The 15,788-nt window shown below is 63.3% G+C and carries 14 protein-coding genes; 3 read left to right on the top strand and 11 right to left on the bottom strand.

Annotated features, from left to right (window positions below):
- Positions 1–211: 211 nt before the first annotated feature.
- From sucD to BO74_RS10440, 3 genes are read right to left on the bottom strand one after another with little or no spacing between them, the layout of a single operon-like run.
- Positions 212–1,105, bottom strand: a complete 894-nt coding sequence (gene sucD / locus BO74_RS10450) for a succinate--CoA ligase subunit alpha (RefSeq protein WP_496442127.1) — start codon at positions 1,103–1,105, stop codon at positions 212–214.
- Between the two features lie 15 nt (positions 1,106–1,120).
- Positions 1,121–2,281: an ADP-forming succinate--CoA ligase subunit beta gene (gene sucC, locus BO74_RS10445; RefSeq protein WP_496442125.1), complete on the bottom strand. Its 1,161-nt coding sequence runs from the start codon at positions 2,279–2,281 to the stop codon at positions 1,121–1,123.
- A complete protein-coding gene (locus BO74_RS10440) occupies positions 2,278–2,874 on the bottom strand; it encodes a DUF2889 domain-containing protein (protein WP_496442123.1) in 597 nt (198 codons plus the stop codon). The genes sucC and BO74_RS10440 overlap by 4 nt, the downstream gene beginning before the upstream one ends.
- Positions 2,875–3,033: 159 nt before the next feature.
- Between BO74_RS10440 and BO74_RS10435 the strand changes: the two genes are divergently transcribed.
- Entirely contained in the window at positions 3,034–3,981 is a 948-nt protein-coding gene (locus BO74_RS10435) for an AEC family transporter (protein ID WP_496442121.1), read from the top strand.
- 5 nt (positions 3,982–3,986) lie between these two features.
- On the opposite strand, the gene BO74_RS10430 is transcribed toward BO74_RS10435, so the two are convergent.
- The 5 genes from BO74_RS10430 to BO74_RS10410 all read right to left on the bottom strand — a co-directional run bounded on the left by BO74_RS10430 (position 3,987) and on the right by BO74_RS10410 (position 9,112).
- Positions 3,987–4,745 carry a phosphate ABC transporter ATP-binding protein gene (locus BO74_RS10430; RefSeq protein WP_496442119.1) on the bottom strand — a complete coding sequence of 253 codons (759 nt, stop codon included), beginning with the start codon at positions 4,743–4,745 and terminating at the stop codon, positions 3,987–3,989.
- Entirely contained in the window at positions 4,742–5,617 is an 876-nt protein-coding gene (locus BO74_RS10425; RefSeq protein ID WP_496442117.1) for a PstA family ABC transporter permease, read from the bottom strand. The genes BO74_RS10430 and BO74_RS10425 overlap by 4 nt, the downstream gene beginning before the upstream one ends.
- A 4-nt stretch (positions 5,618–5,621) precedes the next feature.
- A complete protein-coding gene (locus BO74_RS10420; protein WP_496442136.1) occupies positions 5,622–6,488 on the bottom strand; it encodes a PstC family ABC transporter permease in 867 nt (288 codons plus the stop codon).
- Positions 6,488–7,324, bottom strand: a complete 837-nt coding sequence (locus BO74_RS10415; protein WP_496442116.1) for a phosphate ABC transporter substrate-binding protein — start codon at positions 7,322–7,324, stop codon at positions 6,488–6,490. Before BO74_RS10415 ends, BO74_RS10420 begins: the two co-directional genes overlap by 1 nt.
- 153 nt (positions 7,325–7,477) lie before the next feature.
- Positions 7,478–9,112, bottom strand: a complete 1,635-nt coding sequence (locus BO74_RS10410; protein ID WP_496442114.1) for a methyl-accepting chemotaxis protein — start codon at positions 9,110–9,112, stop codon at positions 7,478–7,480.
- A gap of 145 nt (positions 9,113–9,257) precedes the next feature.
- Here BO74_RS10410 and BO74_RS10405 point away from each other — a divergent pair, with 145 nt between their 5' ends.
- Positions 9,258–11,027, top strand: a complete 1,770-nt coding sequence (locus BO74_RS10405; protein WP_496442111.1) for a M61 family metallopeptidase — start codon at positions 9,258–9,260, stop codon at positions 11,025–11,027.
- Between the two features lie 42 nt (positions 11,028–11,069).
- Here BO74_RS10405 and BO74_RS10400 read toward each other — a convergent pair whose 3' ends face one another.
- The gene (locus BO74_RS10400; RefSeq protein ID WP_496442109.1) at positions 11,070–12,941 is read right to left on the bottom strand and encodes a methyl-accepting chemotaxis protein; all 1,872 of its coding nucleotides are present in this window, start codon (positions 12,939–12,941) and stop codon (positions 11,070–11,072) included.
- Positions 12,942–13,028: 87 nt separating this feature from the next.
- Positions 13,029–14,378, bottom strand: a complete 1,350-nt coding sequence (locus BO74_RS10395; protein ID WP_496442107.1) for an MATE family efflux transporter — start codon at positions 14,376–14,378, stop codon at positions 13,029–13,031.
- Between the two features lie 260 nt (positions 14,379–14,638).
- Between BO74_RS10395 and BO74_RS10390 the strand changes: the two genes are divergently transcribed.
- On the top strand, positions 14,639–14,833 hold the full coding sequence (locus tag BO74_RS10390) for a hypothetical protein (RefSeq protein ID WP_496442105.1): 195 nt from the start codon (positions 14,639–14,641) through the stop codon (positions 14,831–14,833).
- 205 nt (positions 14,834–15,038) lie between these two features.
- Here the strand turns inward: BO74_RS10390 and BO74_RS10385 are convergent, their stop codons facing one another.
- On the bottom strand, positions 15,039–15,785 hold the full coding sequence (locus BO74_RS10385; protein WP_496442104.1) for a Nif3-like dinuclear metal center hexameric protein: 747 nt from the start codon (positions 15,783–15,785) through the stop codon (positions 15,039–15,041).
- Between the last annotated feature and the right edge of the window lie 3 nt (positions 15,786–15,788).

Genomic DNA, 15,788 nt, shown 5'->3' with positions numbered 1-15,788 from the left:
GCTTCGTTCCACACACAGGTCGGATATACGGTCGCAGTCGCACCCATTTGCCCTATCTCAACTCGCTCTTGCAAAACGGGAGGAGTCCATATACGGAATCCAGAAAATGCAACAAACTGGACCCCGGCCTTCGCCGGGGTGACAGATAGTTCTACGGTTCTTTGGCTGAACGTCTGCCGCCAGTCCTGTGCAGGCCAGCGGCACGAAACAATCAGAGCAGGCTCTTCAACAGCCTTCCCATTTCCGACGGATTGCGGGTGACCTTGAAGCCACACTCTTCCATGATCGCCAGCTTGGCTTCCGCCGTGTCGGCGCCACCGGAAATCAGCGCACCGGCATGGCCCATGCGCTTGCCGGCCGGCGCCGTCACCCCGGCGATAAAGCCGACCACCGGCTTCTTCATGTGCTTCTTGCACCAGTAAGCAGCTTCGGCTTCGTCCGGCCCGCCGATTTCGCCGATCATGATCACCGCATCGGTATCCGGGTCGTCGTTGAAGCGCTTCATCACGTCAATATGCTTGAGTCCATTTATCGGGTCGCCGCCGATGCCGACCGCCGAGGACTGGCCGATGCCCAGTTCGGTGAGCTGGGCGACGGCCTCGTAGGTCAGCGTGCCGGAGCGCGAGACGACACCGATGCGCCCTTTCTTGTGGATGTGTCCAGGCATGATGCCGATCTTGATTTCGTCTGGGGTGATCAGGCCGGGGCAGTTCGGGCCGAGCAGCAGGGTTTCCTTGCCGCCCTTGGCGACCTTCTGCTTCATCCTGTTGCGCACGACCAGCATGTCGCGCACCGGGATGCCTTCGGTGATGCAGATGACCAGATCGAGCTCGGCCTCGACAGCTTCCCAGATGGCGTCTGCGGCACCGGCCGGCGGAACGTAGATGACCGAGACGGTGGCACCGGTCTGCTGCTTGGCGTCCTTCACCGAGGCGTAGATGGGGATGTCGAAGATCGACTCGCCGGCTTTCTTGGGATTGACGCCGGCAACGAAGCAGGCCTTGCCGTTGGCGTATTCCTGGCACTTTTCGGTGTGGAACTGCCCCGTCTTGCCGGTGATGCCCTGGGTGATGACCTTGGTGTCCTTGTTGATGAGTATCGACATGTTCTTTTCTCTCCCTTACTGGACGGCGGCAACGATCTTGGTGGCGGCTTCGGCCATGGTGTCGGCGGAGATGATCGGCAGGCCGGACTCCTTGAGCAGCTGCTTGCCGAGTTCTTCGTTGGTGCCTTTCATGCGCACGACGAGCGGGACGTTGAGGTGGGTCTCCTTCACCGCGGCGATGACGCCGTTGGCGATGGTGTCGCACTTCATGATGCCGCCGAAGATGTTGACCAGGATGCCCTTGACGTTCTTGTTGCCGAGCATGATCTTGAAGGCCTCGGTAACTTTCTCGGTGCTGGCGCCGCCGCCGACGTCGAGGAAGTTGGCCGGTTCGCCGCCGAACAGCTTGATGGTATCCATGGTAGCCATGGCCAGGCCGGCGCCGTTGACCAGGCAGCCGATGTTGCCGTCCAGCGAGATGTAGGCGAGGCCAAACTTGGACGCCTCGATTTCATTGGGGTCTTCCTCGTCGAGGTCGCGGTAGGCGAAGATCGCCTCCTGCCGGTAGAGGGCGTTGTCGTCGACGTTGAACTTGGCGTCGAGCGCCTTTATGGTGCCGTTGCCCTCCAGGATCAGCGGGTTGATCTCGGCGAGCGAGGCGTCGGTCTCCATGTAGCAGGTGTAGAGCCCCTTGAGCAGGATGACGGCCTGCGGCAGGGAGGCGTCGGGGATGCCGATGCCGGCGGCGAGTTCGCGCGCCTGGCTGTCGGTGAGACCGGTCAGCGGGTCGACGAAGACCTTGAGGATCTTCTCGGGGGTGGCGTGGGCGACTTCCTCGATGTCCATACCGCCTTCGCTGGAGGCCATCATGACCACCTTCTGGCTAGCGCGGTCGGTGAGCGCGGCGACGTAGTATTCCTTCCTGATGTCGGCGCCTTCTTCGATGAGCAGGCGGCGGACCTTCTGCCCTTCGGGGCCGGTCTGGTGCGTCACCAGTTGCATGCCGAGGATCTGGCTGGCGTGCTGCCGAACCTCGTCGAGCGACTTGGCGACCTTGACGCCGCCGCCCTTGCCGCGCCCGCCGGCGTGGATCTGGGCTTTCACCACCCAGACCTTGCCCCCCAGCGTCTCGGCGGCTTTCACCGCGTCATCGACACTCGCGCAAAAAACGCCGCGGGGTACGTTAACGCCGTACTTGCGCAGCAATTCCTTTCCCTGATATTCGTGGATCTTCATGCGGCACCCTCTTTTGAATTTGGATTACATGCCTTGGGCAGGGGCCCCTGCCCGGGGGTTGGGTCGCGGTACCAGCGCGGATAAAAGCGCCTGACCACGTCCGAATCTGTAGCAAGTGCATGACAACGATCAAGGTGAAAAGGTTTCTTTTCCGACTCGCCATGTTTCACTTCGCCGGCAAAAGTCTGGAAAGCAGCCGTCGGAACAGCCATCAACAGCTCACTCAGGTGCGCGCAGCCGCGCGTATCGCCGAACAAATTCTTGATCGACTTGAGGAAACCCTTGAACAGGTTCAGTCCGATGATCTGCCGGTAATCGGGGAGGATCTGTTCGCACACGCCCATGAACGGCGTGTAGTCGGCGCAAGCCACCACGTCGACAACGTTCATCGCGCTGTCGATCGTCACGCGCACGCTGATGTCGTGCACCGGCTCTCCCGCCTTGCGCACGCCGCTGCGCAGATTCAAGTCCTGATCCTTGACGTCGACGAGACGCGCCTCGATGTCCCACAGGCCGTCATCGCAGCGGAAACCTTCAAAGGTGATCGAACGGGTGTGCTTGCGTGAGCGTCGGGCGGGTGGCGGCAAAGGCATTGTCAGTTCCATGGATTACGGTCAACTGGCTTCAGCATAAGCGTTTTTGGCCGCTGATGCCCGCCGTTGCGATCATCCTGTCGCTCGCGTTCGGAAGATAAACAGGTGCATTGGCCTATAATCCTCGAGCACATTCCCTGCGTACAAGCCCCCCCATTCATGCTCGACATCCTGTCCACCACCGCGCCCATTTACCTGGCCATCGCCGTCGGCTATTTCGCCGCGCGGTTCGGCCTCTTCGACAAAGCCGGGCTGCGGGTGATGGGGAAATTCGTCATCTACATCGCGCTGCCCGCCATGCTGCTCAACGCACTGATGCAGCGCCGTGTCGACGAGATGCTCAACGTGACCTACGTGCTGGTTTATGCGGTGGGATCGCTGATCAACATCGGTATCGCCTTGTGGTGGGCGCGCCGCCTGGCCCCCGCCGAACCGAGCGCGCGCCCGTATATCGCACTGGGCATGTCCTGCTCGAACAGCGGCTTCGTCGGCTTTCCGATCATGCTGCTCGCCTTGCCGACCGTCGCCGACATCGCGCTCGCACAGAACATGCTGGTCGAGAATATCCTGCTGCTGCCGTTGGTTTTGTCATTGGCGGAACAGGGTGAATCGTCCGGCGGCAACCGGTTGGCCACGATCGGGCAAACGCTCTGGCGCTTGCGCAAGAACCCGTTGATCGTCGCGATCTTCGTCGCCTTCGGTCTCTCGTTGCTGGAAGTGAAGTTACCGCCGGCGCTCGGCCGCACCGTTTCGCTGTTCGCGCAGGCCAGCATCTCCGTCGCACTGTTCGTCATAGGGGGCACGCTTTACGGGATGCCGTTCAAGGGCGTCAAGGCACGCGTTTTTTCGATCACCGCCGGCAAGCTCCTGCTTCACCCGCTGCTCATCTGGCTGACGCTATCGGGCGCCTTGGCGCTCGGTCTGCCCGCCCTGCCGAGCGAACTGCGCAACGCACTGATCCTCACCGCGGCGCTGCCGATCATGAGCATCTACCCCATCCTGGCCATGCGCCACGGCCACGAGGGTTTTGCCGCGGCGGCCCTGCTGGCGACGACAACGCTCTCGTTCTTCACGCTCAGCGCACTGATCGGTCTGTTGCAGCCCTGACCCGCTCAGACGAGTTCGTCCATCACGGCCAGCAGCGCTTCCTTGTCGCGAAAGACTTCTTCCTCCAGACGCTCGACCCGCCCGCCATCGCTCAACACGAACACCTGCTCGGCCAGCCGGTGCGCCTGACTCAGGCTGTGCGAGACGACGACCAGCGTATAGCGCGACTTCAGCTCGACGAGCAGTTCCTCGATCTGCCGCGCCGCCTTGAAATCGAGCGATGCGGTCGGTTCGTCCAGGAGCAGGACTTCCGGGCGCAACGCCAGCGCCCGCGCCAGACACAGGCGCTGCTGCTGCCCACCGGAGAGACTCGCCGCCGGCGCGGCAAGGCGGTCGCCAACCTCGTCCCACAGATGCACATCGCGCAAGGCCTGCTCCATGCGCGCTTCGCACTCGTCGGCTGACAGGTTAAGCACCGTCAGCAGCGGCAGGGTGACGTTGCGCGCCACGGACAGAGGCAGCACGTTCGGCGACTGGAAAACCATGCCTGCCTGGCGTCGCAGGGTCTCGACGACGGTTCCCGGCGCATAGGCATTCACCCAGTCACCGCCGAGTTGCAATGACACTTGCCCGCGTGTCACGCAGCCGGGAAAGCATTCGTTGAGCCGGTTGATCGCCCGCAACAGGGTGGTTTTTCCCGAACCGGAGCGCCCAAGCAGGAAGGTCGGGCCGCCGCGGCCGATCTCCAGGTTCAGATGATCGATGACCATCCGCCCGCCAAAGGCGACCGACAGATCCTCGATGCGGATCACGCACGAATTCATTGCAGGCGTTCCGTTTTCCATCGCGTTTCCAGATGAGCGCGCAACAGGCGCGCGACGGCGAACAGGCCGCCGGTGATGCACAAAAGGACCAGCGCCGCGGCGAACGCCTGCGCCAGCTGGACCGGCGTCTGATACTCAGCGGCCAGATAGTAGATGTGGAACGGCAAGGCCTCGTACTTGCCGAACAGCGACGATGGCGCCCCAGCATTGGCCACCACGCCGGTGAGCAGGATCACCGCGGTGTCCTCGGCGGCCCGCCCGACGGCCAGGATGACGCCACCGAAGATGCCGTGCAGGGCGGACGGCAGCAGAATCCGCCCGACGACCTGCCCGTGCGACAGCCCAAGGCAGGCACCGGCCAACCGCAGCTCCTGCGGCACGCCCTCCAGCGCCAGGCGCGTGGTGCTGATCAGATACGGCAGGACCAACAGGGCGAGACACCCCGCCGAAAGCAGCAGGCCGGTGTTGGCCGTCGGCGCGACAGTCTTGCGCAGCAGGAGAATCAGCGCGAAGCCGAACAATCCCATCAGGATCGACGGGACGCCGGCCAGCAGATCCACGCAAAAGGACAATGCGGCACGCTGACGCGTGCTAGCGAATTCCGCCAGATAGACACCGCTGGCGATCCCGAGCGGCACGGCGATCGCCGTCGCCAGCAACACCAGCGCCACCGTGCCGAGGCACGCCGGCCACAGGCCGTCGAACACCGGCGCGCCGCGCAGCACGGCGTCGAGCGGCGGCGTGTCGCCGAAGAACAGGGCCAGCGACCAGCCCGGCACGCCGCGCCACAGGAGAAACGCCAGCAGTGTCAGCAACACCGCCGGGACGAGCGCGCCCGCCCCCCAGGCGAACACACGCAACGCTCGCTCCATGGCCCTACTCCGCCTGGCCACGCCAGCGGCGCAGCAGCAGATTGACAAACGCCGTCACGGCGAAAAGGATCAGACCGCTGGCGAACAGCGAGGCGTAGGCCAGATCCTGGCTGTCGGTGGCCACCACCAGCGCAACGTGCGAGGTCAACGTACGCAGCGGATCGAGCAGGGAGTGCGGCACCCGCGCCGCATTGCCGGCGAGCATCAGCGGAATCAGCGTATCGCCGACGGCCCGCCCGAAGCCGAGTGCCAAGGCTGCCGCCAGACCGCGCCGGGAAAGCGGCAGGGTCAGGCGCAGCAACTGCTGCACCGGGGAAAAGCCCAGCGCCGCGGCACTCGGCCCGATGTCCGCCTGCACCTGCCGGAACTGACCATCGACGAGCAGGACGATCGTCGGCAGAACCAGGACGCTCAACGTCAGCGTCGCGGCCAGCCAGGAAAAGCCGGAGCCGGAAAAGGCATCGCGGATCAGCGGCACCAGCAGGAACACCGACACCAGGCCATACACAACGGTCGGCACGCTGGTCATGAAGCGGACGGCGGTCAGCAACGGCTGCGCCGCGCGGGCCGGCCCGGCGCCGTGGACAAAACAGCAGACGCCCAGCGCCAGCGGGAAGGCCAGCAGCAAGGCCGAGGTCGCCAGACAGAACGAGCCGAGCAGCATCGGCAGGATGCCGAACTGGCCGCGCAGCGGCTGCCAGCGCCAGGACAGCAGCGAAGCCAGCGCGTCGCCGCGGAACACCGGCAAGGCGAACCAGAGGAGAAAGGCGAACACCGCGACGACGGTCAGCGCCGACACAGCGGCAGCGGCGAGCAGCAACGAGCGCAGGAAGGCGCCGTCCCGTGCCGGAACAGCGCCGCCGGCCGGCATCACAGCGGCAGATACCCCGCCGCAGCGGTCATCTGCTTGCCTTCGGCCCCGAGGATGTAGTTGATGAACGCCGCCGTCAGCCCCTGCGCCTCGCCCTTGGTGTTCATGTACAGCTTGCGCACGACCGGGTACTTGCCGGAACGCGCGTTGTCCTGCGTCGGCGCGACGCCGTCGAGCGCAGGCGCCTTGAGCGTGTCATCGATGTGGCCGATCGAAACGTAGCCGATGGCGTCGGCGTCGCCGGCCAGCGCCGACTTCATCGCCCCGTTGGAGGCCACGACGTTGGCGCTGTTGGCGATAACGCCTTTCTTCAGCAGTTTTCCCCAGAACACCTCGCGCGTGCCGCTCGCTTCGTCGCGGGTGAAGACGTGAATCGCCGCATCGGGGCCGCCAACAGCCTTCCAGTTGGTGATCTTGCCGGAGAAGATCTCCTGAACCTGCACGGCGGTCAGCCCGGTGACCGGGTTCTTTGGATTGACCACCGCCGCCACCCCGTCGATGGCGAAGGCGTACGACTTGAGCCCGTACTTCGCGACTTCGGCCTCGGTCAACGCCCGGCCGGTATTGCCGATATCGACCAGCCCCTCGCCGACCTTCTGCACGCCGACCCCCGATCCGCCCGCCGCGACGGTAATGCGGATCGACGGGTTGGATTGCATGATGCGCTTGGCGGCCGCGTTCATTACCGGAATGTGCGCCGTGCCGCCGGCGATGTCGATCTTGCCGTTCTGGCCAGCGAACGACGCCAGATCCGCTGCCCCGGCAAGTGGCGAAAACGCGTACAAACCGGCGGACAGCACCAGGGTCAGGCAACGCGACATAAATGAATTGCGCATGGTCATCTCTTTCGTGAACGAGGGAAAAAAAGGCCGGTATTATCCGCCATCCCCTCGTGGCGAGAAAGCCGGGCCTCCCCTCCCGTCGCCGCGTCGACGGGAGATAAAACGAAGGGCGCCAGAGGCGCCCCCGTCGCGAAAGAATCGAGGCGGTCAGACCACGTACTGATGCACCGCCTTGTTCATCCTCTCCACGATGCCTTCGAGTTTCTGCACCATGACTTCGGTCTGGTTGACCACTGCGACGTTCTGCTCGGTCATCATCGCCACCTGCTCGACGTTCTGCGCCAGTTGGGTCATCGCTTCCTGCTGTTCGCTGGAGGCATGCGAGATTTCGTTGACCCGTTGGATCGTATTGCCCATCTCGTCATCGATGCGCTGCAAGGCATCCTGCGCCGAATGGACCAGCGTGACGCCCTCCTCGACCTGCGCCGCCCCGGCGCGCATGCCGTCAACGGCGTTCTGCGTGTCGCTCTGGATCAGCCCGATCATGCTGGTGATCTCCTCGGTGGCCTTGGCCGTGCGTTCGGCGAGCTTGCGCACTTCATCCGCCACCACGGCGAAGCCGCGCCCGGCCTCGCCGGCGCGGGCGGCTTCGATCGCGGCGTTGAGCGCCAGCAGATTGGTCTGGTCGGCGATTTCCTTGATCGCACCGGCAATCTGGCTGATTTCCGCGGAACGCTGCCCGAGCGTTTCGACCTGTTCCGCCGAACGCTTGACCGTATCGGCCAGCGAGTTGATCGTGCGGCAGGCTTCGTCAGAGCGTTCGACCCCGGTGCGCGACACCTCGCCGGCGCTCGCCGCCACGTCACGCGTCGAGCGGGCATGTTCGGCCACTTCGCCAATCGAAACCGTGACTTCCTCGACCGCCGCTGCAGCCGACGAGGTCGCCTCGTTCTGGCGTGTCGCCGAATCCATCGCCACGCGCATGCCGTCATCCACCTCGTGCGTGGCTCGCTGGACATGACCGGCAGTATCCGCAATGCCCTGCACCGTCGCCTGGATCGACGACACGAAAACGTCCATCTGGCGCGCCGTGATTCCGAGCAGGTCACCCCGTGTGATCGGCAAACGCTGCCGGAGGTTGCCCGAAGACAAGACCCCCTCGATCCACTGGTTCATCGTTCTCAAGTCACGATTGACCTTGGGTACGAAGTACGTCATGAAATACAGGGAATACAGGACGGTGAAGATCATCAGCCCGTGATGCACGACCGGAATCAGCTCGTGGCCAAAGAATACCTCCGCCACATCCAGCGCGCCGAGCAGCAGGATCAGGATTCCGAGGAACTGCATCTGCCAACTCAGGGAAAGCAGGCCAAGCACAAAGCCGGAATGTCTCTTTCTTGCCCGGCCGTGGCTGACTATCAGGTTTTTCGCCCCGGCGTTGATCCGCGCGTAGGCCTTCTCGGCCGCGGCAATTTCCTCCCTGCTCGGCCGGCTGCGCACCGACTGGTAACCGACGACCTGGCCGTTCTCGCGTACAGGCGCGACGTTGGCCACGACCCAGTAGAAACCGCCGTCCTTGCGCCGGTTCTTGACGATGCCACGCCACGGCAAGCCCAGCTTGAGATCCCGCCACATGTCCTCGAACGCCGCCGGCGGCATGTCGGGGTGACGCACCATGTTGTGCGGCTGCCCAACCATCTCCTCGCGGGTAAAACCGCTGATTTCGCAGAACGCTTCGTTGGCCTCGGTAATCTGGCCTTTCAGGTCCGTTCGCGAATAGATGAACTGGTTTTCCGGGAGGAGGGTTTCGACATTCGTGACGGGCAGGTTTTTTCGCATGGTTATTGGCTTTATTAAGTTGGGGCGTTCATCGGCAATTATGACTCTGCTCATAGAACATCGGCAACAGAAACGAGAGGTAATGCCCGCACTATCGGTCGTAAAATCGCATTCCAACAACGTCTAGCCCGATTCCCTGCCAACCATGCCCAAAATACCCCCTGTCCGTTACAGCGTAATTGCTGCCAACCCGGCGGCGCACCGTTTCACCGTCATCTGCAGCGTCGAGCACCCCGACCCCGCCGGGCAATGTTTCGCGCTGCCGGCCTGGATTCCCGGCAGCTACCTGATCCGCGACTTCGCCCGCCACATCGTCGCCATCCGCGCCGAAGCGGGGGGCAAGCCCGTTCGCCTCGACAAGCTCGACAAGCACACCTGGCGGGCTGCGCCGCTGAAGGCCCCGGCAACGCTGACCGTCACCTGCGAGGTGTATGCCTGGGATCTTTCGGTACGCGGCGCGCATTTCGACCCGACGCATGCGTTCTTCAACGGCACCAGCCTCTTCCTGCGCCCGCTCGGCCTGGAGGCGTCGCCCTGCCTCGTGGAACTGCGGCGGCCGGAGGGTGCCGCCTTCAGGAACTGGCGCGTCGCCACCTCGCTGACACCGGCAATGGGTGAAAAGGGTTGCGCCAAACAGTATGGCTTCGGCTGGTACCGTGCCGACAACTACGACGACCTGATCGACCATCCCGTCGAGATGGGCACTTTCACGCTCGTCTCGTTCGACGCCTGCGGCGTGCCGCACGATGTCGCAATCACCGGCCGGCACGATTGCGATGGCGAACGTCTCGCTGCCGATCTGAAGCGCGTCTGCGAGTGGCAGATCCGCTTCTTCGGCGAACCCGCGCCGATGCGTCGTTACGTTTTCCTCGTCACCGCAGTCGGAGAAGGCTACGGCGGACTGGAGCACCGCGCATCCACCGCCCTGCTCTGTTCGCGCAACGACCTGCCGTACAAGGGCATGAAGGGGCTGCCGGAGAGCTATCGCACCTTCCTCGGGCTGTGCAGCCACGAGTACTTCCACACCTGGAACGTCAAGCGCATCAAGCCCGCCGCCTTCGTCCCCTACGACCTCGACCGGGAAAACTACACGACGCAGCTGTGGGCGTTCGAAGGCATCACTTCGTACTACGACGATCTCGCGCTGCTGCGTAGCGGTGTCATCGGCCGGAAGGACTGGCTGGAACTCACCGCAAAAACGATCAGCAACGTGCACCGCGCGCCCGGCCGCCTGCGCCAGTCGCTCGCTGAATCGAGCTTCGACGCCTGGAGCAAGTTCTACCGGCCGGACGAAAACACGCCGAACGCAGTCGTCAGCTACTACGCCAAGGGCGCGCTCGCCGCGCTGGCGCTCGACCTCACGCTGCGCCGGAAAAGCACCGTCTCGCTCGACGACGTGATTCGCGTGCTCTGGCAGCGCTTCGGCCAGACCGGCCACGGCGTGGACGACGACGACGTGCGGCGGATTGCCGAAGAACTCTCCGGCCTCGATCTGAAACGCTTTTTCACCGAAACAATCCACGGCACTCGCGACCTGCCGCTGAAAACGCTGCTCGCCCCCTTCGGAATTAGTCTGGCCTGGGAGAAAGCCAAGACACCTTCGCTCGGCTTCAAGACGGCCAGCGAAGGCAACGACCTCCGCCTGGCCACGGTTTACGACGGAAGCGCGGCACAAACCGCCGGGCTCTCGGCCGGCGACGTGCTGGTCGCCATTGACGGATTGCGCGTCACCGCGAAGAATCTCGATCCGATCCTCGGCCGATACCAACCCGGCGAGACGCTGACGATCCACGCCTTCCGCCGCGATGAACTGATGAAATTCACCGTCGCACTCGGGCCACACGCTGAAGATTCCGCCAAGCTGACCTGTACGCCGGCAACGAACGGTCTACGCGAAGCCTGGCTGGGCGGCTGACGCCCCGAGAAGGGCCGGGGTAGCCCCCGGCCACAGGCTACGTTACACCCGGAACTTGTCCATCTGCACGCGGACGTCGCGAGCCAGCCCGCGCAGGCGGTCGGTTTCGGTCTGCGTTTCCTGGATCGACGCGTCGGCGCTTTCGGTCATCTCGTGCATGCGCGCGATGTTGCGGGCGATCTCCTGGCTGGCGAGCGACTGTTCGGAGGTTGCCGAGGCGATCGTCACCAGCGCCTGTTCGATGACCTGGGCGTTCTGCTCGATCTGGGAAATGGACGACGTCACCGCCTGCGATTTTTCGACACCGCGGTGAACCTGTTGTACGGCCTCTTCCATGCTGGCCACCGCCTTCTTCGTTTCCTCCTGGATCAGGCGGATCGTGTCGCCGATCTCCACGGTCGAGACGCCCGTCCGCTCGGCCAGTTTCCGCACTTCGTCGGCAACCACCGCGAAACCCCGCCCCTGCTCGCCCGCCCGCGCCGCCTCGATCGCGGCGTTGAGCGCCAACAGGTTGGTCTGGTCGGCGATTTCCTTGATGACTCCCACAACCGTGCTGATCTGCGCCGAACGCCCGTCGAGTTCATGCAGCACCGTTTCGAGTTGCCGGACAGTCGTCGAGATGCGTGCAATCTCTTCGGCAGTCTCCATGACATCGGTGGCGAGCTGCTGCGAAGCCTGCCCGGCGTCGCGCGTCAACTGCTCGGCGTTCTTCGCCGAATCGGCGATGTGGCTGATGCTGACGGTCATTTCCTCGATGGCCGCGGCAGTGGCGTTGGCCGACGACGCCTGCTCCTTTGAGCCTCCGCTGATATCCTCGGTCGCCTTGGCCACCCGCTCGATCCCCTCGATCAGCTTCGACGAGTCGTTCTTGATCTCGCTGACCATCCCGCGCAGGATCGCGGCGAAGCGGTTGAACGCATCCTTGGTCTGGCCGACCTCGTCATGGCTATCCACCGGCAAGGAAACGGTCAGGTCGCCGCCGCCCATCGCCATACCCTGCATCGTGTCGCGTAGCGCGGAAATGCCGCGCATCATCCGGCTGATGCCGAACGACATGACGAAGAAGGCCACCACGAGGCCGATCGCCATCAGGCCGAGCATGCCATACATCAGTTGATCGACTGGTTTGGTTGCCTTGTCTTCCGGCACCATCACGCCCAGCAACCACCCGGTATCGCCAACGGGATAAAGCGCACTGAGCATCTCACCGGCGCCGGTCTTCCGCGCGTGAATCCTGCCATCGGCCGGAAATGACGCGAGATCGAAGCCCGGCTCGACGTCGGCAATCTTTTTCAGGCCGGAGTCCTTGGCCGGATGGGCGATCACCAGTCCGTCCTTGGTAATCAGGAACGCGTAGCCATCACCCGGCAGACGGACCGAGAGAATTTCGTCGACGATGCGCTGCAAGGTCACGTCGCCCCCCGCCACGGCAACCACCTCCCCACCGTCGCGCCGCGCCTTGGCAAAGGTGATGATCGGACGCTTGGTCGACGCATCGATGTACGGGGGTGAGGCAATCGCATTCTGTGAAGCCGCTGCGGCGACGTACCACGGCCGAACCGTCGGATCGTAGCCCGGCGGCACCGGCGTCGCCTGCGAAAACTGGGTCATCGTCTTGTCCGGCTGGCCGATGTACATGTCGTCGAAGCCGCCCGCCTCCCTGGCCTGGTCGAGAATCGGCTTCAATTCACCCGTACCGAAACGCCCCAGAGTCGACGCCACGACGGTCTGACGCGAACTCACCCATTCAGTGACAAAACTCATTTTCCCCGCAGCCGCCTGCTCGACCTGCTGATGGATCGACGCCAGCAACGCCTCCCGCGTCTTGACGTAGGCCACGCCGCAAAGCAGTGCCGAAACCACCGTCAAGATGGCAAGAACAAACACGATCATCCGGATTTTGAGCGATCTCATCATGCCCCCCTCTGTCATAGAAACGTTTTGAACAAACACATCCCGGCAAAGATGACGCCCTGTCAGTATAGCCGGCGGCGGGAGCAATCAGCCTGCCCGTTCTCCACCCCCCTGGGGGCGCATCGCCGACCACATCATCGCGACGAGAAGCATCGCGGCGACAATCAGGCTGAGCAGCGAAGCCAGCCAGAATCCTGCCGCCCCCATCGGCGACTGCGTCCGGAAGGCCAGCCACCAGCCTCCCGCAAGGCCGACGCCCCAGAATGCGGCGACATGCACCAGCATCGGCCAGAAGGTGATCTTGTAGCCGCGCAACGCGTGCGCCGCCACGGTCTGGGCAGCATCGAACAACTGATACGCCGCCATGAAGCCGATCAGAGAAAGACTAACGTTCTGCACGGCCGAGTCATTCGAATACGCGCCTGTCAGCGGTTCGCGGAACATCCACAGCAGTCCACCGAGGAGTGCCGAAAGTATGGAAGCAATGAGCACGCCGGCAATCGCCGAGACACGCGCCCTTGCGTAATCTCGCCCACCGGCGGCGAGCCCCACCTGTGCCAGCGTTGCCACGGCCAGCGACAGCGGCAGCATGTAGCAAAGGCCGGCCAGGTTGGCAATCACCCGATGCCCGGCCACCACGGCAGCACCGAGTTGCGCTACGAATAAGGCCACCAGCGTGAATGCCGAGATTTCCACGAAATTGGACATCCCCATCGGCATCCCGAGGCGCAGCAAGGATTTCTGATCAGACCAGCAGGGGGGTCGCCATCCCTGCATCAGGCGGTAGCACTTCAGTCGCTCGCTGGTCAGAATGTAGATGAGGCTGGCAACGAGTGCCAGCCAGCCGATCAGCGCATTCGAAATGCCGCAACCGACGGCACCAAGTGCCGAACTCCCCGACAGTCCGTTGACCAGCACGCTGGCCAGCGCACCGTGCGCCAGCGTGCAACCGAGGGAAATGATCATCAACGGACGCGGCTGCCCGACAGCAATGCAGAACGCATGAAACGTCCGGTACAGAAGCCACGCGGGAACGCCCCAGGCCAGCGCCGCAAGATACGCGCGCACCTTGGCCTCAATGACCGGTTCGATCGTGGATAGCGCCAACAGCGGATCGGGGTAAAGCAGCGCAACGATACCCGGCAAGGACATTGCCAGTGCCAGCCAGACGCCCTGATGCAGCGCGCCGGCGACTTCATCCTCGCGCCCGGCTCCTTTCAGATGGGCGACGATCGGCGACACGGCCTGAACGATCCCGACCAGCGCGAGGATCACCGCGACATAGATCCCGCTGCCGACAGCGACCGCGGCGAGATCGTCCGTACCGAAATGCCCGAGCAGAACGGTATCGATGACCATCATGCCCATCGAGGCCACCTGGGCCACGAGCATCGGCCAGGCTTGAACGACAATCAACCGGGATTGGGCAAGGAACATGAGCGGACCGAAGGGAAGAAGACAGCGCTTCAGGCTACCGCAACTTCGCCATGCCCGGAATGCTCGACGCGCGAACACAGCGCGGCCCAATGAAAGTTTCGAACATCACACGCCGTTACAAAAGCCGGACGCCCGTTACACAAGCCCGAAAAAGAGCCAACAGACGCCCCTGTGCCCGCTTGTTACGATTCATCCCGTCAGATGAAACGACGTTTCACACTGATAAACGCAGTTCAACCACTCTTGTAAAAGGAAACATCATGGAACTCAACTCTAGCTTCCTCTTTGAGCACAGCCTCGAACTTCGTCTGATCGTTGCGGCACTGGCAGTTGTTGGCGGCTACGGACTCGTCAAGCTCTACGCTCTGGTTGGTGAAGCACGCGACGCCGCCCTCGAAGCCTACCGCAAGGCCGCTGAAGGCAAACTGAGCACCAGTGCAGCTGGCGCACGCTAAGCCTGCCAGGTCATGACAGGGCAAACTCCGACCGGAAAATAACAGTTCGCCGATCGATTCACCATCGTTGCGGCAACAAGACGCCAAGCCACTCCAGGCAGGCCTTCCGGTCGGAATATAGCGGCACCCATCATCGGCGCCGAGCAGTAATATCCCTGCCACATCGCCAACCATCACAGGTTCTCCGGCGAAATCCCCAAACTGATCACACCGGGTTGTCGATATCGACGAACTCGCATGAAACACCGAAGCGTGCCTGCAAATTCTCGGCCAACGCCTGAACCCCAAAACGCTCCGTGGCATGATGCCCGGCCGCGATGAAGGCGACGCCCGACTCCCGCGCAAGATGCACCGTTTGCTCCGAAATTTCCCCGGACAGATACGCATCGACACCCAACGCCACAGCCTGCTCGAAATAACCTTGCGCGCCTCCGGAGCACCAGGCGACACGGCCGATCTGACGCTCGCCGTCGCCCACGACAAACGGTTGGCGCCCCAGCTTTGCGGCTATCGACTGTGAAAAATCCGACAACGACACCGCTTGCGGCAAGCGCCCATAAAAGCCGATCTCCTGCTCGCCAAAGCGCCCTTCGACCTCCCAGCCGAGGCGAGATGCGAGTTGAGCGTTGTTTCCCAGCCCATAATGCGCATCCAGCGGCAGGTGGTAAGCGATCAGATTGATGTCATGCAGCATCAGCGAGCGCATGCGCGCCTTGCGAAAACCGGTCACACGACCATCCTCGCCGCGCCAGAACCAGCCATGGTGCACCAACAAGGTATCTGCACCGCGCGCGATCGCCGTGTCGATCAGCGCCTGGCTGGCCGTGACACCAGCAACGATCGACCGCACCTCCCTGGCTCCTTCCACTTGCAACCCGTTTGGGCAATAATCCTTGAATCGTCCCGTCTCGAGCAACTCGTCGAGGTACTGCACCAACTCTTCGCGTCTCATAAC

This window comes from Propionivibrio pelophilus DSM 12018, assembly GCF_059569095.1.
This window is presented reverse-complemented; position numbering and strand designations above follow the sequence as displayed.